Source organism: Pseudodesulfovibrio hydrargyri (assembly GCF_001874525.1).
Taxonomy (GTDB): Bacteria; Desulfobacterota; Desulfovibrionia; order Desulfovibrionales; family Desulfovibrionaceae; genus Pseudodesulfovibrio; species Pseudodesulfovibrio hydrargyri.
Map to the genome: position 1 here is coordinate 2560769 of NZ_LKAQ01000004.1, position 23298 is coordinate 2584066.

Below are 23298 nucleotides of genomic sequence, written 5' to 3' on the forward strand. Positions count from 1 at the left end.
CATGGCGTTGGCGGATTACACGGCGAGCATCGACCGCCTGCAAAGGGCGCTGGGCAGGGTCTACGCGGACGAACCGTGGCTGCTGAACATGCCGGGCCGGTCCATGGCCTGCAAGATCGACCACTACTACTACCTCGCGGTCATGCCCGGGTTCGTCGAGACCCTGGCCCGCCTGGGCGGCATGTTCCCCAAACAGGTCCTCGAAGCCCTGGTCAGGACCGGCAACCTCATCACCAAAGCCCCGGAACGCGACCCGCTCCTGCCCCTGACCGTCTCCTGGGGCGCCCGCTCCGTCACCCTGAGCGGCGCGTTCGTCGACGCCGACTTCATCGACCGCGCCGTCAAGACCTACGGCGGGTTCGGTGCCATCCTCAACGTCTCGGACCTCAAAATCTCCGCCGCCGACCGCGAACGCATCGAGGCACTCTTCGAGGACAAGACCCCACCCCAGGGCTTGGCGTATTTTTAGCGCCTCCGGCGGCCGGGGGAAGGGGGAAAGGGAACCCTTTGAAAAGGGCTTCCCTTTCCCCCTTCCCCCGGACCCCCATCCCCCTTTCCCTCCTAAACTTTTTATTGCCGCTTCGCGGGAGTGGCGACGAAAAAAAGCCTTCGACTCAACAGAGAGTCAAAGGCTTTATCTTTTCCTTTGGAGCGAATCGGGTGCTTCAGCACCCGACAGCGGCTCAGTCCCCCGCGCTCGGGATAGGCTTTCGAGAGTGGTGTAGCTGTGTATTTACTTCCGGAGGGCTTTCACCGCAGCGTAGCCGTCTACGTGAGGTGTGCAACCGGAAAAAATGTGCAGATGCGCCGCTATCGGAAGCCGCTATACGTCCGAGAAACGTTTCTCAAGCATGATCTGCAAGATGGTCTGATCCGTCTGGATCATGCCATCGACAGCGAGCGTTCCGACGTTTCTCATGGTGTCTTCGGAGGACAGGCCGATGATGCCGTCGGTGTGGTGGACGTTGACGCCCTGCAGCGAGAAGAGGGCGGCCTGGACGGCCGTGCCCGCGGCCGTGGCCAGCTTGAGGGCGCAGCCGGTCTTGGCGCCGTCGCAGATGATCCCGGCCAGGTCCTCCAGGAGATTCTTGATGGCCCCGGCGATGTGGTGGGCGTCGCCGCCGAGCAGGAAGGTTATGCCCGCCGTGGCCCCGGCCCCGGCGGCCACGGAGCAGCCGCAGATGGCGGACAGGCGGCCGGTATGCGCCTTGACGAAGGCGGTGACTATATGGGAGAGGGCCACGGCTTCGAGCACGTCCTTGATCTCCACGTCCTGAACGTAGTCCTTGACCGCCCAGATGGGCAGGATGGCGGTCAGGCCGTGGTTGCCGGACCCGGCCGAGGACATGGCGGGCAGGGACGCGCCGGACATGCGCGCGTCCGCCGCGGCCGAGGCCAGGATGCGTGCGGCCAGCATCATGTCCTTCTTGATCAGCCCCTGGCGGCAGAGCCGCTCCAGGGTCTTGCCCACGCCCAGCCCCAGGCCGTACTTCAGCCCCTGCTCGGCCAGGCGCACGTTCACGTCCACGCCCTCCTGGAGGAAAGCGTAGTCGTCCTCGTCCAGTTCGTCGGTCAGGGCCATGAGTTCGTTCAGGGTCAGGGTCTTGAGCCACGCCTCCATGGCGGCCACGGGCGAGGGCGCGCCGTCGGCCCGGGTGCGGATGAGCGGGCTGTCCATGGGCCGGTCGTCCAGCGTCAGGGAGACGATGTTATCGTGCAGCCCCTCTATGACCGATTCGGCCGTCTTGCCGTCCGCCGTCGCCTTGGAGCGGATGAGCAGCCCCTGGTGGTCCTTGATCAGGGTGACGTTCACCCTTCCTTCGGCCAGGGCTTTTTTCGCGGTTTTGACGTCCTCGTCCGTGACGCTCTGCAACACTTCCAGGCGCAGGGCCGGGTCGCCGCCCGCCGCGCCGAGCGCGGCGGCGGTGTCCAGGCCGGACAGGCCGCCCGCGCCGGGGATGGAGACGGCCAGGCCGTTCTTGTATACGTTGGGATCCACGGCCACTTCCAGGGAGTCGAACGCCTTGCCGGGCAGCAGGGATACGGCGGCGGCCGCGCCCAGGGCGATGGCCACGGGCTCGGTGCAGCCCAGCGCCGGGGCGACCTGGATGGAAAGAACGTCCTTGACCGTGAAGCTCATGGCTACTTCCTCACCGTGCTTTTGGGACAGTTCTCGCTCAAATGGCAGACCTCGCACCCGCCGGTATACGGGTAGGGCGTGAGCACCGCGTACTTGCGGTTGACCGAGCCCTCCTCGTTCCAGGTCAGGCCGAGCTCCTTGAAGGCGGCCAGGACGCCCTCGCCCGGCCGGGGCAGGGGGGCGCACTTGCCGGTCTGCAACTCGGGCACGAAGCCCTGGGCCGAGCTCATGACCATGGTGATGGCCAGGGCGTGGAAGAGCAGGCCGTGGGTCGGGGAATCCTGCCAGATGCCCTCGATGGCGTCCTCCGCCGACTGGTCCAGGAAGATGAGCACGAAGCTGCCTTCCCCCTCGGTATTCTTCAGTTCATAGGCCTTGAGGCTCTCGGCCGTCCACTTGTCCCAGAACTCCTCGAAGTCCTCGAGCATGTCGCCGTCGATGCGGGTTTCGCCCGCGATCTCCATGAAGTACATCATGTCGAAATCGGGATTCGGGGTCAGGGGGGTGATGTCGTATTTGGCCATGGTTCTTCTCCGTAAAGGGAAATTGGGTGCGTAGGGGAGGCTTTGCTTACCCTTTTTCCGGGCCGCGCTCAAGTTTTCCGGTCAATCCGTTGCGCTTGGCAAGGAAGTGGGGTTAGTATTGCATTGCGAGGGAGATAGGCCCCGGTCCCGCATCGTCAAACCGTGCCCTGGAGCTACCCGGAGATTCAATGGCCGACAAAAGCGAACCGCTCTTTCTCAAGCTCAGACGACCCAACATCCGATTTCTGTTCCTGGCCATCCTCATCGGCGGATTGGCCGGGTACGGGGCGGTTCTGTTCAAGCTGATCCTCAAATACATGCAGTGGTTGTTCTATCAGGACACCGCCGACTGGCTGACCTTCGCGGGCTCCGTTCCCTTGTGGATGAAACTGGTCATGCCCACGGCGGGCGGCCTGGTGGTCGGGCTGGTGGTCAGCTATTTCGCATCCGAGGCCAAGGGCCACGGCGTGCCCGAGGTCATGCAGGCCATCGCGCTCAGGGGCGGGCGCATCCGCAAGCGGGTGGCCGCGGCCAAGATCTTCGCCTCGGCCGTGACCATCGGCTCGGGCGGGTCCGTGGGCCGCGAGGGACCCATGGTCCAGATCGGGGCGTCCATCGGCTCGTCCGTGGGCCAGATATTCAAGATTCCGCGCGTGCACATGAAGACCATGGTCGGCTGCGGGGCCGCCGCGGGCATCGCCGCCACCTTCAACGCGCCCATAGCCGGGGTGCTCTTCGCCCTGGAGATCATCATCGGCGACTTCGGGGTCATGCAGTTCTCGCCCGTGGTCCTGTCGTCGGTCATGGCCACGGCCATCTCCCGCTATTATTTCGGCGATTTTCCGCATTTCGACATCCCCACCTATTCCATCGTCTCCCTGTGGGAGTACCTGTTCTACCCGGTGCTCGGCGTGGTCACGGGTCTGGTGGCCCTGGCCTTCACCAACTCCCTGTATTGGCTTGAGGACCGTTTCGACGCCATGCCCATCCCGGATTGGACCAAGCCGGCCATCGGCGGGGCCGTGCTCGGTGTCGTCTTCGCCGTGTACCCGCAGGTCTTCGGCGTGGGCTACGGGGCCATGAACGCGACCCTGCTCGACAAGACCCCGTTCGCCCTCATGCTCGTGCTCGTGGCGGTCAAGATCGTGGCTTCCTCGGTGACCCTGGGCTCGGGCGGGTCGGGCGGCATCTTCGCGCCCAGCCTGTTCATGGGTTGCATGACCGGCGGAGCCTTCGGCTACGTGGTCCACATGCTGCTTCCGGCCTACACGGCCACGCCCGCTGCCTACGCCCTGGTGGCCATGGGCGGCCTGGTGGCGGGCACGACGTACGCGCCCATCACGGCCATTCTGATCATCTTCGAGATGACCTCGGACTACTCCATCATCCTGCCGCTCATGCTGACCTGCATCACGGCCACGGTCATGAATTCGACCATCCAGCGGGCGTCCATCTACACCACCAAGCTGTTGCGGCGCGGCATCGACATCGAGGCGGGCCGGGAGCGGCACCTGCTCTCGCACATGCTGGTCAAGGAGGTCATGGTCCGCGACTTCGTGACCATCCCCCAGACCATGACCCTGTCGAGTATCCTGTGGACCTTCAAGACCGAAAACGCGCCGTACCTGCACGTGGTGGACGAGGACCAGCGGCTGACCGGGATCATCTCCTTCAGGGACCTGCGGGCCGTGCTCAACGAGGAAGGGTTGGCCGACCTGCTCATCGCCCACGACCTGGCCACCCAGAACCCGGTGACCGTGACCACGGACGACACCCTGCAGGACGCCCTGGACAAGATCACGGACCGGGGCGTATCCCAACTCCCGGTGCTATCCACCGGCAAGGAGCCGAGGGTGGTCGGCACCCTGACCGAGCTGGCCATCGACGCGGCCTACAACTCGGCCACGGTCAGGGCGGAGATAGCCGAAGGCCCGAACCGGGACGCCCTCTAGGCGGGCCGGGCCGCCCGATTGCCGTTGAGGCCCTCCGCCCTTTGTGCTAGCCTCCGGATATCGGCTACGCAGACCGATAAAGAGTATTTCGAGGAACCGACCGCATGAACGACATCCGTATTTCCGTGACCCTGTCCCTGGACGAGAAGCATCCCGAGGACGGCTACATAGACTTCAACCTGTCCGTGGACGGGCAGTACCTGCATGAGGTCGGCGTGTACGTCGATCCCGTGGACCTGGCCACCTCGGCGACCATGTCGGGCGAGTTCTTCATCTACACCTGCGACTGCGGCAACCCGGCCTGCCAGGGCATCGACGATGGGGTGATGGTCTCCCACACCCCGGACACGGTCGTCTGGCGGCTCAAGAATCCCATCTCCTGGCCCCCGGACGAACCCCGGCCCGACTGGGAGCACGACGCCGAGTTCGTCTTCCCCAAGGACCTCTACCTCCAGCAGGTGTCCATCGCCCTGGACCACGCCAAGCGCATCGCCAAGGGCTTCAAGCTCTCGGGCTCCCTGTGGGTCGGCCCGGACCTGTCCGTGGAAGGGCTCCTGGCCCTGGAAGTGCCCCACCAGGAGGGCGGCTTTTTCGCCCTGGAGCCCGAAGGGCGCGCCCTGCACTAGCCTCTTGATTCGGGACGGGAGTTGGTCCTCCCATCCCGGAATCCATTCACAATCGTTTTTTTGCCCATCCTTCCGGACGGCCCCGTCAGCAGGCGCAGCCTATGGTGGGTGCCGCTTCGCCCTTTTCGGTGGGGTAGCCGTCGCGCCGCCACCAGTCCAGCCCGCCGATGAGTTCCTTCACGGTGAAGCCCAGACGGGTCATGTTCAGGGCGCCCTTGGTGGAGGCGTTGCAGCCTATGCCGTCGCAGTATGTCACGTACAGGGCGTCGCGGTCGAATCCGGCGGTGGACGCCTCGTTCATCTCCCGATGGGGCAGGCCGACCGCGCCGGGGATGTGCTCGGCGTCATACGCGGCGGTTCCGCGCGCGTCGATGACCACCACGTTCTGTCCGTTCTTGCGGCTCTCGTTCAAATCCCAGGAATCGATCTCCCAGCGCAGCTTGTTCTCGTAGTGGCTCAGTTGGTCCTGCATGGCGTCTCCTTGTTGGTTGGTGATCGGGGTATTCTCACCCTAGGCAGGCCCCCCGAAGACACGCCAGCCACAAATTCCGAGCCCCCCATTCGGATAAGCCGAACCCAGGCACGGGTGCCCGTGCGAAGCGGTGAAACCGGAGAGGGACATTCCCCATGAAACCAAATGGGGGATAATCTGATTTGCCCCTTCAATGCGAAACGGCGCCCGAGAACACTCAGGCGCCGTTTTGTAAAAACCGGGTCAGTGGATGGACTAGTCGTCGGCACTGATCGCGTTGAAGCCGCATTCGGCTTCGCATGCGCCGCAATCAATGCAATCATCCGTCACCTCATAGTAATTCTTGCCGTCGGGGTGGATGATCGCTTCCTGGGGACAGGCGCTTTGACACGCGCCGCAGAACTGACATTCATCAGGGTTGATCGTATGCATTCTCTCTCCTCCAACTGTACGAAATTGTTAAAATTAAAGAAGTTCGTTTTTACATGATGCCGCAATGTGCTGTCAATTGTAATTTGGCTGGCGTCATTTGTCCTTGGCGCAACGAATAGTAAACAAAAAAGGCAGATTTGGCTGAAATCAGGTCATGGTGTTTTCATCGATATGCCGTTTGTCTGGGAATCATTGTCTTTGCGGCTGGAGTACAGAACGTTGTTGTTTCATCCGGCTGGACAAAAAAAGGGCGTCCCGTTGAGGAACGCCCTTTTGGGGATTCGTTGTTCGTCGGTTCAGACCCTGACCTTCATGATGATCTTGTGGATCTCGGCGTCCGAGATCATGGGCATGTGCGCGTCTTCGGGAAAGTAGGCGGCGATCATGCCGGGCAGGACTTCGGCCCAGTGGGTGGGTCGGTCCTCGTAAAAGGCCACGTCGGCGCGCGGGTCCGGGGCATCGACCGCCGGGCCGAGGTCGCGGCGCGCCTTCCAGCCGATGGAGTCCGCGCCGGAGATGACGTAGGCCAGATCTATGTAATGGTCATGGGTCTCGATGAGCGCGTCCTCGGGCTTGCGGCCCGGCCCCTTGGCGACCATGGCGTACAGGCCGTCCTCGATGTCGATCCGCCCGGCGGGCAGATCGGCGAGGTCCGGCCTGCGCAGGAAGGCGAAGGCGGCGGGGAAGCGGGGGTTGAGGTCCGCGTACAGGTCCGCGTTATCGAGGATGTCCAGGATCATTGTACTTTCTTCCTTTCGGCCGTGAGGGCCGCGAGCAGGGACTCGTCCAGGGACGGGTGTGCGAAGATGATCGAGTGCGTATCGTCCGCTGTCCAGCCCTGTTGCACGATCATGGCCGCCGGGGTGACCAGGCGGGACACGTCGTGGCCCACTGCGGTGACGCCGACCACGCGACCGCCGGACCAGACCACCTTGACGAACCCCTGGGTGGCCGCGTGGGCCTGGGCCATGGGGTTGGCCGCGAGCTGGGCCGTGGAGACCTCGGTGGAGTCGAAGTCGGCCAGGAACGCCTCGTTCTCCATCATGCCCACGCGCATGGCCTCGGGCGCGCCGTAAAGCACGCTCGGCACCGGCGGGCAGGCGTAGGGGCCTTCGATCCTTCCGGCGGCGTGCCGGGCCACGTAATGGGCCTGGTGGGAGGCCGCGTGGGCCAGCTGGATGTGGCCGTTGGCGTCGCCGATGGCGTAGATGTCGGGCGCGGCCATGAGGTAGTCGTCGACCTGGATCTGGTTGAAGAGCAACTCGATGCCCGCCTCTTCCAGGCCGATCCCCTGGGTCACGGGGCCGCGTCCAACGGCCACCAGGGCCTTGTCCGCGGTCAGCTTGTCGCCGGTCTGGAAGGTCAGCTCGGCCCTGCCGTCCCTGGTCCGGACACCGGCCACGCGCTCCTCCAGGCGGATGTCCCATTTCCAGCGCTTGAACATGGAGGCCAGCGCCTTGGAGACCTCGGGGTCCTCCAGCGGGGCCACGCGGTCCATGGCGTCCACCACGGTGATCGTGCAGCCGAAGCGGTGGGCCACCTGGGCCATTTCCAGGCCGATGAAGCCCGCGCCGACCACGATCAGTGATTTCGGCATGGATTCCATGGCCAGGAACATGTCGGAGTCGAGCACGCATTCGCCGTCCGGCTCCAGGCCCGGGAAGAAGATGGGCTTGGACCCGGTGGCGACCACGAGCTTTTTGTAGTCCAGCGTTTGCTCGCCGTCGGCCGTGACCACCGTTACCCGGTGATCGCCGGACAGGCGGCCCGTGCCCTCGACCAGCTCGACGCCGAGCTTCTTAAGCTGCATGGCCATGGCCTTGCGGGTGGCTCCGAGGTGCTTTTGCACCCGGCCTTGCAGCCCGGCGAAGTCCACGGTCACCTCGCCCGAGGCGACCTTCATGCGGGCCTGGTTGTGCAGTTCCTCGATGCTTGATGTCGCGCCGAGCCAGAGCTTGGTCGGGATGCATCCCCGGTTGAGGCAGGTGCCGCCCAGGAAGTCCCTTTCCACCAGGGCCACGGACAGGCCGAGGTTCGCGGCTTCCACGGCGGCGTCGAACCCGCCGGGACCGGCTCCGATGACCACGAGATCAAAGGTCATCGGTCAGCTCCATGGAACGGGCGGCCTTGGTCTCGTCCAGCCGGGTCACGGGCAGGGTGACCGGGGCCGAGGTCAGCGCCTCGGGGTTGGAATCGACCAGTCCGGCCAGTTCGATGAGATCGTCGCAGAATTGGTCCAGCGTTTCCTTGTTCTCGGTCTCGGTGGGCTCGATCATGATCGCCTCGGGCACGATCAGCGGGAAGTAGACCGTGGGCGCGTGATACCCCTTGTCCAGCAGCCCCTTGGCGAAGTCGAGCGCGTGCACGCCCTTCTTGGCCTGTTCGGAGGCCGAGGCCACGAATTCGTGCATGCAGATGCGGTTATAGGGGACCTCGAAGTGGTCGCACAGCCGCTTGCGCATGTAGTTGGCGGCCAGGACCGCGTTTTCGGTGGCCCGGGTCAGCCCCTTGCCGCCCAGGCGCAGGATGTAGGCGTAGGCCTTCAGGTACACGCCGAAGTTGCCGTAGAACGGGGCCACGTAGCCGATGGACTTGGGCTGGTCGTAATCCAGGAAGTAGCGGCCGTCCTCGCGCTTGGCCACGCGGGAGATGGGCAGGAACGGGGCGACCTTTTCGGACACGCCCACCGGGCCGGAGCCGGGACCGCCGCCGCCGTGCGGGGTGGCGAAGGTCTTGTGCAGGTTGAGGTGGACGATGTCGAAGCCCACGTCGCCCACGCGCATCTTGCCCATGATGGCGTTCAGGTTGGCCCCGTCGTAGTAGAGCAGGGCGTCGACCTTGCGCAGCATCTTGACGATCTCGGGCAGATTCTTCTCGAACAGGCCGAGCGTGTTGGGGCATGTCATCATCATGCCCGCCACCTCGTCGTCCAGGACCTCGGCCAGGGCGGCCGGATCCACGATGCCGTCCTTGGACTCCACCGAGACCACGTCGAAGCCCGCGATGGCGGCCGACGCCGGGTTGGTGCCGTGGGCCGAGTCGGGCACGATGACCTTGGTTTTTTTATTGCCCCGGTCCTTGTGGTAGGCGGCCATGAGCATGACGCCGGTCAGCTCGCCGTGCGCACCGGCCATGGGGTGCAGGGTGAAGGCGGACATGCCGGTGATCTCGCAGAGCAGGGACTCGGTCTCGTACATGACCTCCAGCGCGCCCTGGCACAGCCCGCCCGCGCCCCGAAGCTGGGGCAGGACCGGATGCAGCCGGGTGAAGCCGGGCATGGCCGCGACCACTTCGGTGAACTTGGGGTTGTACTTCATGGTGCACGACCCCAGCGGGTAGAAGTTGCCGTCCACGCCGAAGTTGCGCTGGGAGAGCCGGGTGAAGTGGCGGACCACGTCGAGCTCGGAGGCCGAGGGCAGGCCGACGTCGCCGTCGCGCAGCAGTTCCTTGGGGATATAGGCCTCTTCGGCCATGCCTTCGCAGGGCCAGCAGCCCTCGCGTCCGGCTACGGATTTTTCGAATATGGTCTTCATTTCAGCGCACCTCGCAGCATCTCGGCGAATATGCCGATCTGTTCTTCGCTGGTCTTTTCCGTGCAGGCCACCAGCAGGCCGTTTTCCAATCCGTCGAAGTACCGGCCCAGCGGGAAGCCGGGCACGAAGCCGCGTTCGGTCAGCTTGGCGATGACCTCGAAGGCGTTGACAGGCAGGGTCACGGCGAACTCGTTGCCGAACGCGCCCTTGGTCAGCATGTCCACGCCCGGAATGCTGGTCAGCCTCTCGGCGCAGATGTGGGCGCGTTCCACCGACACCCGGGCCGCGCGCTTGATGCCGAGCTCGCCCAGGGCGCACATGTGGACCAATGCGCGCAGGGCGCACAGGGACTGGTTGGAGCAGATGTTGGACGTGGCCTTCTGGCGGCGGATGTGCTGCTCCCTGGCCTGGAGGGTGAGCACGTAGCCGGTGCGGCCCTCGGTGTCCGTGGTCCGGCCCACGATGCGGCCGGGCATCTGGCGGATCATGGCCTTGGTGCAGGTCATGATCCCGAGGTACGGGCCGCCGAAGGACAGGGGCAGGCCCAGGGACTGGCCCTCGGCCACGGCGATGTCCGCGCCCATGGCCCCCGGCGTCTTGAGCAGGGCCTGGAGCACGGGATAGGCGGACACGACGGACACGGCCTTGACCTTGGCGGCCGCGGCGAACAGTTCGGTGAAGTCGTTGATGGAGCCGAAGAAGTTCGGGTTCTGGACCAGCACGGCGGCGATGGAGTCGTCCAGCGCGGCCTTGAGGCCTTCGACGTCGGTCCGGCCGTCCTTGTGGGGTACGGTGACGAACTCGAGGTCCAGGTTGGAGGTGTAGGAGCCGAGCATGACCCGGTAGATGGGGTTGAGCGCTTCGGAGACCACGATCTTGCGGCGTTTGGTCTTGCGCACGGCCATCATCAGGGCCTCGTACAGGGCGGTGCCGCCGTCGTAGACCGAGGCGTTGGCGCACTCCATGCCCAGCAGCCGGGTCACGGCGGTCTGGTACTCGAAGATGGCCTGCAGGGTGCCCTGGGAGGCCTCGGGTTGGTAGGGGGTGTAGGCGGTGTAGAATTCGCCGCGCATGGTCAGGGCGTCCACGGCGGCGGGAATGTAATGGTCGTAGAAGCCCGCGCCCAGGAAACTGACGCTGTTGGTGGCGTTCTTGGCGGCCAACCCCTCGAGCTTGGAGAGGACCTCCATTTCACTCAGCCCGTCGGGGATGTCGAAACTCTTGGGGCGCATGTCCTGGGTGATCTCGGCAAAGAGATCCTCCACGGAGCCCACGCCGATGGCGGCGAGCATCTCGCGCACTTCGTCTTCGGTATGCGGTACAAACGGCATGATGGAACCTGCTGGTTTATTGGGGGAAAGAAAAAGGGCCGAGACGTGTGCCCCGGCCCTGTCAGCGTCGTTGCTAGTGGGCCTCGGATTCGACCACCGCGGCGTAGGCTTCGGCGTCCAGCAGTCCCTCGGGATCGCCCTTGATCCGGAACTTGAGCAGCCAGCCCGAGCCGTACGGCTCCTCGTTGACCTTTTCAGGGGCGTCCTCGAGTTCGGTATTGACCTCGATGACTTCGCCGGTCACCGGGGCGTATATCTCGCTGGCCGCCTTGACGGATTCGACGGAACCCATCTCCGCGCCCGCCTCGAAGGTGTCGCCCACCTCGGGCAGCTCCACGAAGGTCAGGTCGCCCAGCTGCTCCTGGGCGAAGTGGGTGATGCCCACCGTGGCGACGTCGCCTTCGACCATGACCCATTCGTGGGTGTTCGCATACAAAAGATCTTCGGGAATCATATCTCTCTCCTTAGATTCAAAAGGGGTATTTCCAAGTGTGTGATCGCCAGACTATTAGCATGGGATTATTTTGTTGGAAACAGTAAAAATAATGACACTTCCAAGCTTTTTGTCCGTTTTCGCCGAGGAATGCGCGAATCCGCCAAAAAGCTGACGAACAGACTTCGGCGGCGGACAAAATAGCTCCGTGTTTCCGGACGATTGAGCGCGAAGACGTGTTCAATATAGTCATATTTGTTTTATTGTGGTGGTGTAGAAAGTATTACGACGGTGGTTGACCATGGCACGAAGCAGGGGTATCCTGGCCGATGCGTATGAGCGTTGCACCGTCGAAATCCGGCCTGTCAGAGCCCTTTGCCGCACCCGATCCCGGCTCCCGCGTGGAGGTCGAGGTCGGGGGGCGCGTCTGGCTGCTCGACCGGGCCGCGGACATGGAGGCGCTGTGGGACGCCATGGACGACGAGGATCTGGACGAGGACGAGCGGCTGCCGTACTGGGCCGAGGTCTGGCCCGCCAGCGTGCTGCTCGGGCGGCACATCCTGCGCAACGCGGACCGGCTTGCGGGCAGGGCCTGCCTGGACATCGGCTGCGGGCTCGGCCTGACCGGCCTGATCGCGGCGTCCGTGGGTGCGCATGTGGCCGCCTTCGACTACGAGTGGCCCGCCGTGCGTTTCGCCCGGCACAACGCCGCGCTGAACGACGTCCCCCAGCCCCTGTGGCTGCTCATGGACTGGCGCGATCCGGCGGTCCGGGCCCGCGCGTTCGACTTCATCTGGGGCGGGGACGTGCTTTACGAAAAGCGGTTTTTCGATCCCCTGATCCGGCTCTTCCGCCACGCGCTCGCCCCGGACGGGCGCATCTGGATCGGCGAGCCCGTGCGCACCGTGTCCCGGCCCGTCTGGGAGCGGCTCGCGGACGAGGGGTTCGAGGCAAGGAAATTGACCGTGGAAAAGGTCGCCCTGTGCGGCCAGAACGCCACGGTAAACCTGTGGGAAATCACCATCCCCTGAGATTGGAGGACATTATGGGCAAGACCATCCGATTCGGCGTGTCGCTGGATTCCGACCTGTTGGAGAAGTTCGACCAGCACTGCGAGGAGCGCAGCTACCAGACCCGCTCCGAGGCCATCCGCGACCTGATCCGCAACACCCTGGTCCAGCGCGAGTGGGAGCAGGCCGAGGGCGACCTGGCCGGGACCCTGACCCTGGTCTACGACCACCACAAGTCCGGCCTGTCCCAGAAACTGACCGAGATCCAGCACGAGGCGCACCACGTCATCCAGTCATCGCTGCACGTCCATCTCGACCATTACAATTGCCTGGAAGTGATCATCCTCAAGGGCGACGCCGAGGTCATCAAGGAACTCGGCCAGAAACTCATTTCCACCAAGGGCGTCAAGCACGGCAACCTCGCCTTGACAACCACCGGCAAAGACTTGATTTAAGAAGGCCTCCGGCGGCCGGGGGAAGGGGAGAGGGAAACCCTTTGAAAAGGGCTTTCCCTCTCCCCTTCCCCCGGGCCCCCATCCCCTCTCCCTTCCTAAACTTTTTTGGTGCCGCTTCGCGGGGCCGGAGGAGGGTGGGAGTACGCCGCTTGCGCAAGAGGGGGGAGACCTGAGCAAGGAAGGGATAGATTATGGAAGACGTACAGAAGAGTCAGGCGTCCATCGCCATGCCCATCGACCGGGTGGGGGTCAAGGGGTTGCGGCTGCCGATCACCGTCCGGCACCGCGAGTCCGGGGTCCAGCACACCGTGGCCCAGGTGTCCATGTCCGTGGACCTGCCCGCCGAGTTCAAGGGCACGCACATGAGCCGTTTCGTGGAGGCCCTGGAGCACTGGGAAGGAACGCTCGACTACAACTCCTTCCTGTCCCTGCTCGACGACGTCGTGGACCGGCTCCAGGCCCGCAGCGCCCACCTGCGTTTCGTGTTCCCCTATTTCCTGCGCCGCAAGTCGCCGGTCACCAAGACGGGCGGCATGATGGACTACACCTGCCGGGTGGACGGCTATCTCAAGGACGGCAAGCTGACCTTCACCCTGGGCGCGGACGTGCCGGTCATGACCGTCTGCCCGTGCTCCAAGGCCATCTCGGACGAGGGTGCGCACTCCCAGCGGGCCGAGGTCCGCATCCGGACGCGGTTCGACGGCTTCCTCTGGCTCGAGGACCTCATCGAGATCGGCGAGCGCGCCGGTTCCTGCCAGGTCTACTCCCTGCTCAAGCGCGAGGACGAGAAATACGTCACCGAGACCGCCTTCGCCCACCCGACCTTTGTCGAGGACGTGGTCCGCGAGGCCGCCAAGGGGCTGGACGAGCACCCCAAGGTCACCTGGTACAAGGTCGAGGTGGAGTCCTTCGAATCCATCCACAACCATTCGGCGTTCGCGGTCATCGAGAGCGACGGGTAGCCGCTCCAGGCCCGATTTGCATCCCGCGCCTTCAGGGACTATACCATGTTGTAGCTGCTTCCCCTGACTGCCCAAGGGAGTGATCACTTATGTCCGACGCCAGCATCTCGGCCTTGTCCGCCCTGTCCACCGTGCAGGACGTCACGGCCAACAACATCGCCAACATGAACACCGACGGCTTCAAGGCCTCGGCGGTGTCGCTCGAGTCCGGCCCCGGCGGGCAGGGCGTGGATGTGGCCTCCATCACCGAGTCCACCACGCCCGGCTCCATGGTGGGCGGCGTGGAGACCTCCAATACCGACCTGGGCCGCGAGATGGTCGACATGATCACCACCAGCCGCGCCTTCGAGGCCAACACCACCTTCATCCGTGCGGATGAGGAGATGACCGGCCATCTGCTCAACATGATCGCCTGATACCGGCGTCGCTCCCCTGAATCCGCCCGGCGGCGCCCCGCCTTGACATCTCCTCGATCCATGTCATACGGTCTATCATGGCCCGTCTGCGCGCGTTCCCTTTTCGGGGAGCGGCCGGTACGGGCCATACTTGCGTAACAACACCAAACCCCGATACAGGGGATCCACGCCCGCTCTCCACCCGACCGCGCGAAGCGCCGATAAAGAGTTTAGGAAGGGAGAGGGGATGGGGGCCCGGGGGAAGGGGAGAGGGAAAGCCCTTTGCAAAGGGTTTCCCTCTCCCCTTCCCCCGGGCGCCGGAGGCATTGCGACATGAACAAGGCAGTAAAGACCGATTTCGACGTCATCATCGTGGGCGGCGGCCCGGCCGGGCTGTTCGCCGCGTACTACCTGGGCGAGCACTCCGACCTGGACGTGCTGCTCATCGACAAGGGCAAACGCTCGCTCAAGCGCAACTGTCCCCTTTCCGGAGATCAGGAATGCGTCAAGTGCCGACCGTGCAACATCCTGTGCGGCGTGGGCGGGGCAGGGCTGTTTTCCGACGGCAAGCTCAACTACATCCACAAGCTCGGCAAGACCGATCTGACTCAGTTCGTGGGCACGTCCGAGGCCATCAAGCTGATTGACGAGACCGAGGAGATCTTCAACAAGTTCGGCATGGACGGCAAGGTCTTCCCGACCGACATGGAAGAGGCCAAGCAGATCCGCAAGCAGGCGCGCAAGCACGGCATCGACCTGCTGGTCATCAAGCAGAAGCACCTCGGCAGCGACAACCTGCCCGGGCACATCGCGGGCATGGCCGACCACATCCAGGACAAGGGCGTGGTCTTTCACACCTCGGAGAACGTCACCGACGTGGTCGTCAAAAGCGGCAGGGTCGCGGGTGTGGTCACCAACCGCCAGGAATACACGGCCAAGAACGTCATCCTCGCCCCGGGCCGGGTGGGCGCGGAATGGGTTGCCAACGAGGTGCGCAAGCACGGCATCGGCGTGTCCCAGCGCGGCATCGAGGTCGGCGTGCGCGTGGAGGTCCACAACGAGATCATGCAGGACCTCTGCTCGGTCATCTACGATCCGACCTTCTTCGTGCGCACCAACAAGTACGACGACCAGACCCGCACCTTCTGCACCAATGCGGGCGGCTACGTGGCTCTCGAGAATTACCAGGACTTCGTCTGCGTCAACGGCCACGCGCTGATGAACAAGAAGTCGGACAACACCAACTTCGCCTTCCTGTCCAAGGTGGTCCTGAACGATCCGGTGGAGGACAACCAGGCCTACGGCGAATCCATCGGCCGCCTGGCCACCCTCATCGGCGGGGGCAAGCCCATCCTCCAGCGGTTCGGCGACCTGCGCCGGGGCCGCCGGTCCACCTGGGACCGCATCGGCAACGGCTATATCGAGCCCACGCTCAAGAACGTGGTCCCAGGCGACATCGCCATGGCCCTGCCCGAGCGCATCCTGACCAACCTCATGGACGGCCTGGAACAGCTCAACAACGTGGTCCCGGGCGTGTCCAACGACGAGACCCTGCTCTACGCCCCGGAGATCAAGTTCTTCGCCACCCAGGTGGACACCCGCAAGCACCTGGAAACCAGCGTGGACGGCCTGTTCGTGGCCGGCGACGGACCCGGCGTGGCCGGCAACATCGTCGGTGCCGCCGCCACCGCCCTCATCCCGGCCAAGGAAATCATCCGCCGCTCGTAGGCGGCGGGGTGCTTTATTAGTGCCTCCGGCGGCCGGGGGAAGGGGAGAGGGAAACCCTTTGCAAAGGGCTTTCCCTCTCCCCTTCCCCCGGGCCCCCATCCCCTCTCCCTTCCTAAACTTTTTGTATGCGCATGCGCGCGTGGGGTGGGTTGAGGGGGAGCGTGCGTCTTCGCCGAAGCCCGGCCGGATGAGACAGTTCGGTCGGGCAAAGATAAGAATGATCGCCATCGCAGAATCCCTGTGAAGCGGCAAAAGCTTTTGAGCGGGGGCCGTGTGGGGGCCTGGAGCCGTCGACAGCAGCGATGGGGCGGCACCCCGGGAGGGCCGTGCCCGATGCTACATTTATCGTATCCGTATGTGTAAGCTACCGCCGGAATCGTACCAAAATGTACTTTTCGTCCCCCGGATCGATGCCGCTCCTGCCGGTCGGGTAAGAATATTATCCTTTTAATTCATTGTGTTGATGTGCAGCGTGTCTCGAGTTTTCAGGCCCGAGCCATTGGCATGATCATTGCGATGCATAGGTTTCGGGTATGCTCCCTGGTAATCTCCGTCCTTTGGGAAGAGGGCGGGCAAGGGCGGTCATTCGGAACCAAATCAAACGGGAAGGCGGCATCGTGCGACAGGCATCGGTCGGGAACAAGCTGCGTGGCGGAATGGAAACGGAAACCCATTTTCCGGGGGTGCAGGACGGCACGGGATTGTCCTGTGCGGAAAAGCAAAGCGGCAAGGCCGGGGAATGCTCCACCGGGACGTGCCGGGGGCGGATCGTTCCGCTGCTGCGGCGGATGAACGAACTGCTTTCCGAGCGCGACGACTTCAGCGGGGCCCTGGACTGCCTGCTGGCCTACATGCGCAACGACATGGGCATCCGGCGCGGCATGGTCAGCCTGTACGACCGCGAGAGCGGGCGCATCTTCGTGCACCGGAGCATCGGCCTGACCCCGGCCGAGGAGGACCGGGGCGTGTATCTCATGGGCGAGGGCATCACCGGCAAGGTGGTCGAGACCGCGCGGCCCATCGTCGTCTCCCGCATCGGCGACGAGCCCACCTTCCTCAACCGCACGGAATCCTTGTCCGGCAAGCAGGACCTGGACTGCTCCTTCATGTGCGTGCCCATCGTGCGCGGCAGCAAGGTGCTGGGCACCATCAGCGCGGAGCGGCGCTACGACGACAAGTGGTTCGTGGACAAGCACCTCGACGTGCTCGTGGTCATGTCCTACATCCTGGCCCACGCGCTGGAGCTGTACCTGATCGAAAACGTGGACAAGGTGCAGTGGGAGAACCGCACCCGGCAGCTCATCAGCCGCATCAAGGAACAGTTCAAGCCGCCGAACATCATCGGCAACTCGGCCCCCATGCGCGAGGTCTATGCTCTGATCCGCAAGGTCGCGCCGACCCGGACCACGGCCCTGCTTCTCGGCGAGAGCGGGGTGGGCAAGGAGATGATCGCGGACGCGCTGCACTACGGCGGGCCGACGCCCGAGGGGCCGCTGGTCAAGTTCAACTGCGCGGCCATGCCCGAGAACCTGGTGGAGAGCGAGCTGTTCGGCCACGAGAAGGGGGCCTTTACCGGGGCGACCCAGTCCCGCAAGGGCAAGTTCGAGGAGGCCGACGGCGGGACCATCTTCCTGGACGAGATCGGGGAGCTCGCCCTGGGAGCCCAGGCCAAGCTGTTGCGCGTGCTCCAGGACCGCCAGTTCGAGCGGGTCGGCGGCAACAGTTCCATCACCGTCTCCATCCGGATCATCGCGGCCACCAACCGGGACCTGGCCGAGATGGTCGCGGAAGGGACCTTCCGCCAGGATCTCTACTACCGGCTCAACGTCTTTCCGATCATGGTCCCGCCCCTGCGCGAGCGGGGCAATGACATCGTCACCCTGGCCGAGCACTTCGTGGCCCGCTACGCCGTGGAGACCGAAAAAAGGATCACCTCCATCTCCACCTCGGCCCTGAACATGCTCACCCGCCACGACTGGCCGGGCAACGTGCGCGAGCTGGAGAACGTCCTGCACCGGGCCGTGATCCTGGCCGACGACGAGACCATCCACAGCCACGACCTGCCCCTGTCCCTCCAGTCGCCCCAGCTTGCGGACAGCGGTATGCCCAACGGCCTGGAGGCGCGCCTGCGGTCCATCGAATACGAGATGATCGTCGAGGCCCTGCGCCAGCATCGCGGCAACACCACCGAGGCGGCTCAAGCCCTGGGGCTGACCCGGCGGACCATGGGGCTGCGCATGAAGCGCTTCAACCTGAATTACAAGTCCTTCCGCCAGGTTGTGGACAAGCGGGCCTTGTAGGGGCACCGTCCTCACCCGATCCCATTGCCGAACGTGTGACTGGCGATGGCGGAGCCTGCCGGGTTCCCGCCATCGCCAGTCTGCGTCCTCGGGTCCGCGTGCGGGCGGACTCGGCGGTTAGGAGGCTCCGCCGGAAAGATCACAGGTCAGTTGCCCGTTCTCGTCGATCAGGCTCGTGCAGTCGGGGCAGGACGTGGAGAGCGTGCCGTCGCGCGCCTCGGCCGGGCTCCTGGGCACGATGAAGCGGGCCGGGGCCCGGGGCAGTCCGGCCAGTTCATCGACGTATGCCCGCGGCAGCCCGTGGGCGCGCGCTCCTTCGACGATGAAATGGAGGTATTCCCTGCTTGGCGGCACCGGGTCGCCGAGCAGGTCCTTCTTGTACAGGACGGCGTAGCGGCCCTCGCCCGTTGCATCGTAGACCGTGGCCGGGCTGTGAAAATAGTCGCCGGTCCCGTTGAGCCGGACCCCCTGCCAGGCGTCCAGGCTGTCCGCGTCCGTGGGCCCCAGGGAGTAGACCACGCCCCACAGGGTGTGCCCGGGGGCCGGGATCACGGTCTCCAGGCCGCCGTCCCAGAGCCGGTTGTTGCCGAAAAAGCCCAGGGCGAGGCCGGGGAGCCGGGCCGGGCCCAGGACGTCCGCGCCGGTGCAGCGCTGTCTTATCTGTTCCGGGTTCATGTTCGAACCGTAGGCGAAATAGATGATCCTGGATGCCGCCTGCCGTTCCTTCCTGGGCAGGCTTTCGGTCCGGACCGTGATCGGTTGCATGGGGGTATCCTCCTGTGCGGTTGTGAAGTTGCGGGACCGCCAAAGGCCGAGAGCAAGAGACCTTCGGCGGTCCCGCGGTCAAAGTCGGTAGAACCCATGGAGGTATCAAGGGCTACCAGACGTTGAGGACCCATTCCTTGTTGTGCTTGTATTCCATGTCCGTGAACAGGGTGTTGGCCATCTGTTCGGCCAGCCAGGTGGCGCCCGCGTAGCCGACCACGGGATGGCGGTACATGCCCGCCCGGTCGTAGGTCGGGAAGCCCACCCGGAGCATGGGGATATTGTTGTCGATGGCCACGAACCGCCCCTTGGAGTGGCCTAGGATGAGGTCCAGCTCCAGCCCCTGGTTGACGATGCGGTCCTGCAGCTCCATGAGGTCGGCGTTGGTCACGATCTCCATGTCGTAGTCCACGTTCTCCTTGAGGGCGATGACGCGCGGGTCGTCCACGTAACGGACGTTGTCGTCGCCCAGCAGCAGGAGCTTGGGCCGCATCTCCAGGTCCAGGCAGAACTCGGCGAGGCCGATGACCAGGTCGGGCGCGCCATAGATGGCCACGCGCTTGTCGGCCAGGAACATGTGCACCAGGTCGGTCAGGGCGTCGATGGCGATGCCGCGTTCCCGGACCAGGGATTCGGGGATCGGCTTGCCGGTCATGGCCTTGAGGCTGTTCAGGAAGGTGTCGGTGTTGCGGATGCCGATGGGCGTGGGCCCGATGACCGCCGGAACGCTGAACTCGTCTTCCAGGTACTGCGCGGCCTTGGCCCCCTCGTAGCGGTTCAGGGCGATGGTCCCCAGGGCGTTGGCCGTGCCGCGCAGGTCCTCGATGGTCGTCTCGCCGTGGGACACGTGGTTGCCCGAGGGCATGAGCGGGGAGTCGAAGGTCTCGATCTCGAAGAGCACGGTGGCGTCCACGTCCATCTCGGCCAGCAGGTGCTTGAGATGGGTCACGTCGCCCGGATTGACCCAGCCGGTGATCAGGTTGATCTTTTCGCTGGGCTCGGTCTTCTCGGCGAAGTGGGCGACGAAGTCCTTCACGGCCAGGTCGTAGCCCGTGATCATGCTGCCCACGAAGCTCGGGGTGTGGATGGGGATGAGGTGGACCTCGCGGCCCGGGTATTTCTGGGGCAGCAGTTCGGCGTTGAGCTTGGTGACCACGCCGTCGATGTCGTCGCCGATGACCTCGGTGGAGCAGGTGGAGATGATCGGCACCACCTTGACGTCGGGGTAGCGCATGAGCAGGACGTCCACGGCCTCCTCCACGCGGGAGCACGCGCCGAAGACCGCGCCGTCCTCGTGGACCGATGACGAGGCGATTTCGAAGCTCTCCCTGAAGTGCTGTGAGATGAGCATGCGCACGAACATGACGCATCCCTGGCCGCCGTGGACGATGCCGATGCATTCCTTGATGCCGATGCTGGCGAACTGCGCGCCGCACGGCTGGCAGGTGAAGATCGGGTTGATGCAGCCGACGCGTTCCTTTTCCTTAACTTCGCAGGGCATATGCTTTCCTTTCTAATAATGCTGGTCGTTGAGTTCCTGGTTGAGCGAACCGCTGACCGTCAGGTGGTCGATCCGCGCAAACAGCCCGTCCATGAGAACGGCGATGTCTTCCTTGGACATGCCCGCGAGCCAGGGGCAGCGTTTCCTGAACGCCTCGGCCATGGTCACGGCGTCCACCCAGTAGCAGCGTTCCTCCGGGGTCTTTCTGCTGACCGGCTCCTCCAGCAGGAGGCTCCTGGTCATGCCCAGGATGTTCTCGTTCTGCCGTTTCCGGTCCCAGGTCCGGGAATGGAACTGCCACAGGCATTTCTTCATGATGTAGTCTTCCAGTACGGCGATCTTGTCTTGCATCGATTCGGCCATGGGTCCCTCCTAGACGGCGTCGGCCAGCACGTTGTGTTCGAACGGCGGGTAGGTCTTCTTGCGCAGGTCCTTGAGGCAGTTGTACTTGCCCGTGTATTCCCGCATGTCGGGGGAGTTCCTGACCTCGTCGGGCAGGTCCGCGTCCGAGATCATGCGCTGGGTCTCGAACCCCTTGTCCGTGGGAATCTCGTCCTTGCTGATGTCGAGCAGGGAGAGCTTGTGGATGGGAGAATAGATGGCGTTGTAGATGTCCCGGGCGAACCGGACCCAGCCTTCCCAACCCTTCCACGGGCCGTTGTGGTAGCCGTGGGCGTTCAGGTAGGGCACGCGGATCTTCTTGGCCACCTCGCCGGGGCGCTTGCCGGTCAGGATGATGTCCGGCTGGAGGTTTTCCATGGCCTCGAGCCCTTCGAGCTCGTTGGGATCGTCGATGGCCAGGGCTCCCTGCTCGCAGCGGGCGATGCCCTTTTCCATGTCGCCCTGGTGGCCGAACTTGGTGTAGACCGAGACCACGTCCATGCCCATCTCGTCGTGGATGACGTGGGCCCAGTGCCACAGCTTGGAGCCGCCGGGCCACAGGCAGACCTTCTTGTCCTTCAGCCGGACATTGTACCAGTCCAGCTCCGGCTTCCAGCGGGCGGTCTCCTCGTCGATGATCTTCTGGGCGCGCTCCTCGATGCCGAAGAACAGGGCGATCTTCTTCAGCGAGGTGCCCAGGGGCTCGAATCCGAAGCCGTCGATGTCCAGGCGGGGGGTGCCGTAGCGCCTGCGCAGCTCGTTGCAGATGTACTCGGCCGAGCGGGCGCATTCGAGCACGTTCAGGTGCGCGCCGTGCATGGAACACAGGTCGTCGTAGGACCCGTTGCCGGTGAAGGTGGCCAGCACCTGCACTCCCATGCGGTTGAAGTAGTCGATCATGACTTCCTGGTCGCCCTGGATGTTGTACTCGCCCACGTAGTTGATGACGTAGTCGCTCTTGATGTCCGGCTCCACGGTGCCGACCTTCTGGTTGAGCCAGGCGATGTTGATCTTGTGGTGCCCGCCGGACTGGCTGGGCCCGCCGAAGCCGGGCGAGTTGCAGACGAAGATGTCCACGTCCGGCATCTCCTCCATGACCTCCTGGGCCACGGCCTCGATGTCGTCGCCGATGAGCGCCGAGGCGCAGGTCTGGTAGATGGACATGCGCTTGATGTGCGGGCACGCCTTGAAGGACTCGATGATGGACTGCTTGAGCTGCTTCTCGGCCCCGAACACGATGTGCTTTTCCTTCATGTCCGTGGCGAAGGTGTACTTGATCTGGAAGTTGTCGTTGTCGCTGATGTAGCGCTTGGTCTGCCAGGTGTCGTAGGTGCATCCGATGGGCCCGTGGCTTAAGTGGATGACGTCCTTCATGGGCGTGCCGATGACGTGCTTGGCGCCGCAGTAGGCGCAGCCGCGTTCGGATATGGTCCCGGGAATGGTGTTCAGGTAGCCGAGCGGCAGGGCGGAGGTCAGGTCCTCGCCCTCGCCCTTGACCACGGCGTGCTGCTTGCGTTCGGGGATGCACTTGCTGCACTGGAACTCATGATATGGCATGGGGTGTCTCCTTGAATCTGTCGGGGGTCTGCGTTTACAGGATGGCGCTTTCGCCGTGCTCGTCGGTGCGCACGCGCAGGGCGTCGTCGATGGGGCAGACGAAGACCCTGCCGTCGCCCACCTGGCCGGTCCGGTTGATCTCCACGATGGTGTTGACCACCGGGGCGACCGCCTTGTCCGGGACCACGACCGAAAGCATGCGTTTGGGGATGTAGGACACGGCCTTGTACTTGCCCTTGGCCAGCTCCTCGGGGCGGATGTCCACGTTGAGCTCGCCGGCTATGCCGCGCTGCTTGCCGCGTCCCAGTACCTGAACCGCGGTCATGCACGGGAAGCCGAGTCCGTCCAGGGCCTCCTTGGTCGCGCTCATTTTCCGGGGCCGGATGATGGCGATGATTTCCTTCATGGCCGCCACCTACAGTCCGTTCGTGCCCGTGCGCACCGTGACCGCGTTCTCCACCGGGGTGACGAAGACCTTGCCGTCGCCGAAATTGCCGGTGTAGGCCTTGTAGTGGATGAGCTTGAGGACCTCGTCCACGTCCGCCTCCTCGACGACCATCAGCAGGATGGTGCGGGGCAGTTCATCGTAGTGGATGGTGCCCACGGTGATGCCTTTCTGCTTGCCGCGTCCGAACGCGCCTATCTTGGTCATGGATGCGAAACCCGCCTCGGCCAGTCCGTCGGCCACGATGTCCGCGGCGTCGGCCCTAACGATTGCCTTGATCATCTTCAGTGCCATGTGGTGCTCCTTATCAAGGGGTGAAAGATTGTCCGGGGGTGAGGGGCGCCGCCCCGCCCCGG

The 23298-nt window shown here is 64.3% G+C and carries 24 protein-coding genes; 9 read left to right on the forward strand and 15 right to left on the reverse strand.

Annotation, left to right across the window (positions count from 1 at the left end; genetic code table 11):
* Position 1 precedes the first annotated feature (1 nt).
* On the forward strand, positions 2 to 469 hold the full coding sequence (locus BerOc1_RS16240; protein WP_071546772.1) for a hypothetical protein: 468 nt from the start codon (positions 2 to 4) through the stop codon (positions 467 to 469).
* 354 nt (positions 470 to 823) lie between these two features.
* Here BerOc1_RS16240 and BerOc1_RS16245 read toward each other — a convergent pair whose 3' ends face one another.
* Together BerOc1_RS16245 and BerOc1_RS16250 are read right to left on the reverse strand one after the other, a co-directional pair.
* Positions 824 to 2140: an L-cysteine desulfidase family protein gene (locus tag BerOc1_RS16245; RefSeq protein WP_071546774.1), complete on the reverse strand. Its 1317-nt coding sequence runs from the start codon at positions 2138 to 2140 to the stop codon at positions 824 to 826.
* A 2-nt stretch (positions 2141 to 2142) separates the two neighbouring features.
* A complete protein-coding gene (locus BerOc1_RS16250) occupies positions 2143 to 2664 on the reverse strand; it encodes a hypothetical protein (RefSeq protein ID WP_071546776.1) in 522 nt (173 codons plus the stop codon).
* Between the two features lie 188 nt (positions 2665 to 2852).
* On the opposite strand from BerOc1_RS16250, the gene BerOc1_RS16255 reads away from it, so the two are divergent.
* Both BerOc1_RS16255 and BerOc1_RS16260 read left to right on the forward strand, forming a co-directional pair.
* Complete coding sequence (locus BerOc1_RS16255; protein WP_071546778.1) at positions 2853 to 4616, forward strand: chloride channel protein; 1764 nt, start codon at positions 2853 to 2855, stop codon at positions 4614 to 4616.
* A 104-nt stretch (positions 4617 to 4720) separates the two neighbouring features.
* Positions 4721 to 5242, forward strand: a complete 522-nt coding sequence (locus BerOc1_RS16260) for a hypothetical protein (protein ID WP_071546780.1) — start codon at positions 4721 to 4723, stop codon at positions 5240 to 5242.
* Between the two features lie 85 nt (positions 5243 to 5327).
* Here BerOc1_RS16260 and BerOc1_RS16265 read toward each other — a convergent pair whose 3' ends face one another.
* The 7 genes from BerOc1_RS16265 to gcvH form a co-directional block, all read right to left on the reverse strand.
* A complete protein-coding gene (locus tag BerOc1_RS16265) occupies positions 5328 to 5714 on the reverse strand; it encodes a rhodanese-like domain-containing protein (protein WP_071546782.1) in 387 nt (128 codons plus the stop codon).
* A gap of 255 nt (positions 5715 to 5969) precedes the next feature.
* Positions 5970 to 6146, reverse strand: coding sequence for an ATP-binding protein (locus BerOc1_RS16270; protein ID WP_071546784.1), 177 nt, complete (start codon positions 6144 to 6146; stop codon positions 5970 to 5972).
* 296 nt (positions 6147 to 6442) lie between these two features.
* Positions 6443 to 6886, reverse strand: coding sequence for a NanQ anomerase/TabA/YiaL family protein (locus tag BerOc1_RS16275; protein ID WP_071546786.1), 444 nt, complete (start codon positions 6884 to 6886; stop codon positions 6443 to 6445).
* A complete protein-coding gene (locus tag BerOc1_RS16280; protein ID WP_071546788.1) occupies positions 6883 to 8247 on the reverse strand; it encodes a dihydrolipoyl dehydrogenase family protein in 1365 nt (454 codons plus the stop codon). Before BerOc1_RS16280 ends, BerOc1_RS16275 begins: the two co-directional genes overlap by 4 nt.
* Positions 8237 to 9679, reverse strand: a complete 1443-nt coding sequence (gene gcvPB / locus BerOc1_RS16285) for an aminomethyl-transferring glycine dehydrogenase subunit GcvPB (protein ID WP_071546790.1) — start codon at positions 9677 to 9679, stop codon at positions 8237 to 8239. The genes BerOc1_RS16280 and gcvPB overlap by 11 nt, the downstream gene beginning before the upstream one ends.
* Positions 9676 to 11010, reverse strand: coding sequence for an aminomethyl-transferring glycine dehydrogenase subunit GcvPA (gene gcvPA, locus BerOc1_RS16290; RefSeq protein ID WP_071546792.1), 1335 nt, complete (start codon positions 11008 to 11010; stop codon positions 9676 to 9678). Before gcvPA ends, gcvPB begins: the two co-directional genes overlap by 4 nt.
* A 73-nt stretch (positions 11011 to 11083) precedes the next feature.
* The gene (gcvH, locus tag BerOc1_RS16295) at positions 11084 to 11464 is read right to left on the reverse strand and encodes a glycine cleavage system protein GcvH (protein WP_071546794.1); all 381 of its coding nucleotides are present in this window, start codon (positions 11462 to 11464) and stop codon (positions 11084 to 11086) included.
* 314 nt (positions 11465 to 11778) lie between these two features.
* Between gcvH and BerOc1_RS16300 the strand changes: the two genes are divergently transcribed.
* The 6 genes from BerOc1_RS16300 (at position 11779) to BerOc1_RS16325 (ending at position 18293) form a co-directional block, all read left to right on the forward strand.
* Complete coding sequence (locus BerOc1_RS16300; RefSeq protein ID WP_071546795.1) at positions 11779 to 12474, forward strand: class I SAM-dependent methyltransferase; 696 nt, start codon at positions 11779 to 11781, stop codon at positions 12472 to 12474.
* A gap of 14 nt (positions 12475 to 12488) precedes the next feature.
* A complete protein-coding gene (nikR, locus tag BerOc1_RS16305) occupies positions 12489 to 12908 on the forward strand; it encodes a nickel-responsive transcriptional regulator NikR (RefSeq protein ID WP_071546797.1) in 420 nt (139 codons plus the stop codon).
* Between the two features lie 191 nt (positions 12909 to 13099).
* Positions 13100 to 13870 carry a GTP cyclohydrolase FolE2 gene (gene folE2 / locus BerOc1_RS16310; protein WP_071546799.1) on the forward strand — a complete coding sequence of 257 codons (771 nt, stop codon included), beginning with the start codon at positions 13100 to 13102 and terminating at the stop codon, positions 13868 to 13870.
* 89 nt (positions 13871 to 13959) lie between these two features.
* Entirely contained in the window at positions 13960 to 14286 is a 327-nt protein-coding gene (locus tag BerOc1_RS16315; protein WP_071546801.1) for a flagellar basal body rod protein FlgC, read from the forward strand.
* Between the two features lie 312 nt (positions 14287 to 14598).
* The gene (locus BerOc1_RS16320) at positions 14599 to 15993 is read left to right on the forward strand and encodes an NAD(P)/FAD-dependent oxidoreductase (protein ID WP_071546803.1); all 1395 of its coding nucleotides are present in this window, start codon (positions 14599 to 14601) and stop codon (positions 15991 to 15993) included.
* Between the two features lie 656 nt (positions 15994 to 16649).
* A complete protein-coding gene (locus tag BerOc1_RS16325) occupies positions 16650 to 18293 on the forward strand; it encodes a sigma-54-dependent Fis family transcriptional regulator (protein ID WP_084641650.1) in 1644 nt (547 codons plus the stop codon).
* 117 nt (positions 18294 to 18410) lie between these two features.
* Here BerOc1_RS16325 and BerOc1_RS16330 read toward each other — a convergent pair whose 3' ends face one another.
* The 6 genes from BerOc1_RS16330 to BerOc1_RS16355 all read right to left on the reverse strand — a co-directional run bounded on the left by BerOc1_RS16330 (position 18411) and on the right by BerOc1_RS16355 (position 23236).
* Positions 18411 to 19058, reverse strand: a complete 648-nt coding sequence (locus BerOc1_RS16330; RefSeq protein WP_071546805.1) for a gamma-glutamylcyclotransferase family protein — start codon at positions 19056 to 19058, stop codon at positions 18411 to 18413.
* A gap of 112 nt (positions 19059 to 19170) precedes the next feature.
* A complete protein-coding gene (gene anfK, locus BerOc1_RS16335; protein WP_071546807.1) occupies positions 19171 to 20559 on the reverse strand; it encodes a Fe-only nitrogenase subunit beta in 1389 nt (462 codons plus the stop codon).
* Positions 20560 to 20571: 12 nt separating this feature from the next.
* Complete coding sequence (gene anfG / locus BerOc1_RS16340) at positions 20572 to 20922, reverse strand: Fe-only nitrogenase subunit delta (RefSeq protein ID WP_071546809.1); 351 nt, start codon at positions 20920 to 20922, stop codon at positions 20572 to 20574.
* 9 nt (positions 20923 to 20931) lie between these two features.
* Entirely contained in the window at positions 20932 to 22497 is a 1566-nt protein-coding gene (anfD, locus tag BerOc1_RS16345; protein ID WP_071546811.1) for a nitrogenase iron-iron protein, alpha chain, read from the reverse strand.
* 34 nt (positions 22498 to 22531) lie between these two features.
* Positions 22532 to 22903: a P-II family nitrogen regulator gene (locus BerOc1_RS16350; RefSeq protein ID WP_071547161.1), complete on the reverse strand. Its 372-nt coding sequence runs from the start codon at positions 22901 to 22903 to the stop codon at positions 22532 to 22534.
* Positions 22904 to 22912: 9 nt separating this feature from the next.
* Positions 22913 to 23236, reverse strand: coding sequence for a P-II family nitrogen regulator (locus BerOc1_RS16355; RefSeq protein ID WP_242653023.1), 324 nt, complete (start codon positions 23234 to 23236; stop codon positions 22913 to 22915).
* Positions 23237 to 23298: the final 62 nt, after the last annotated feature.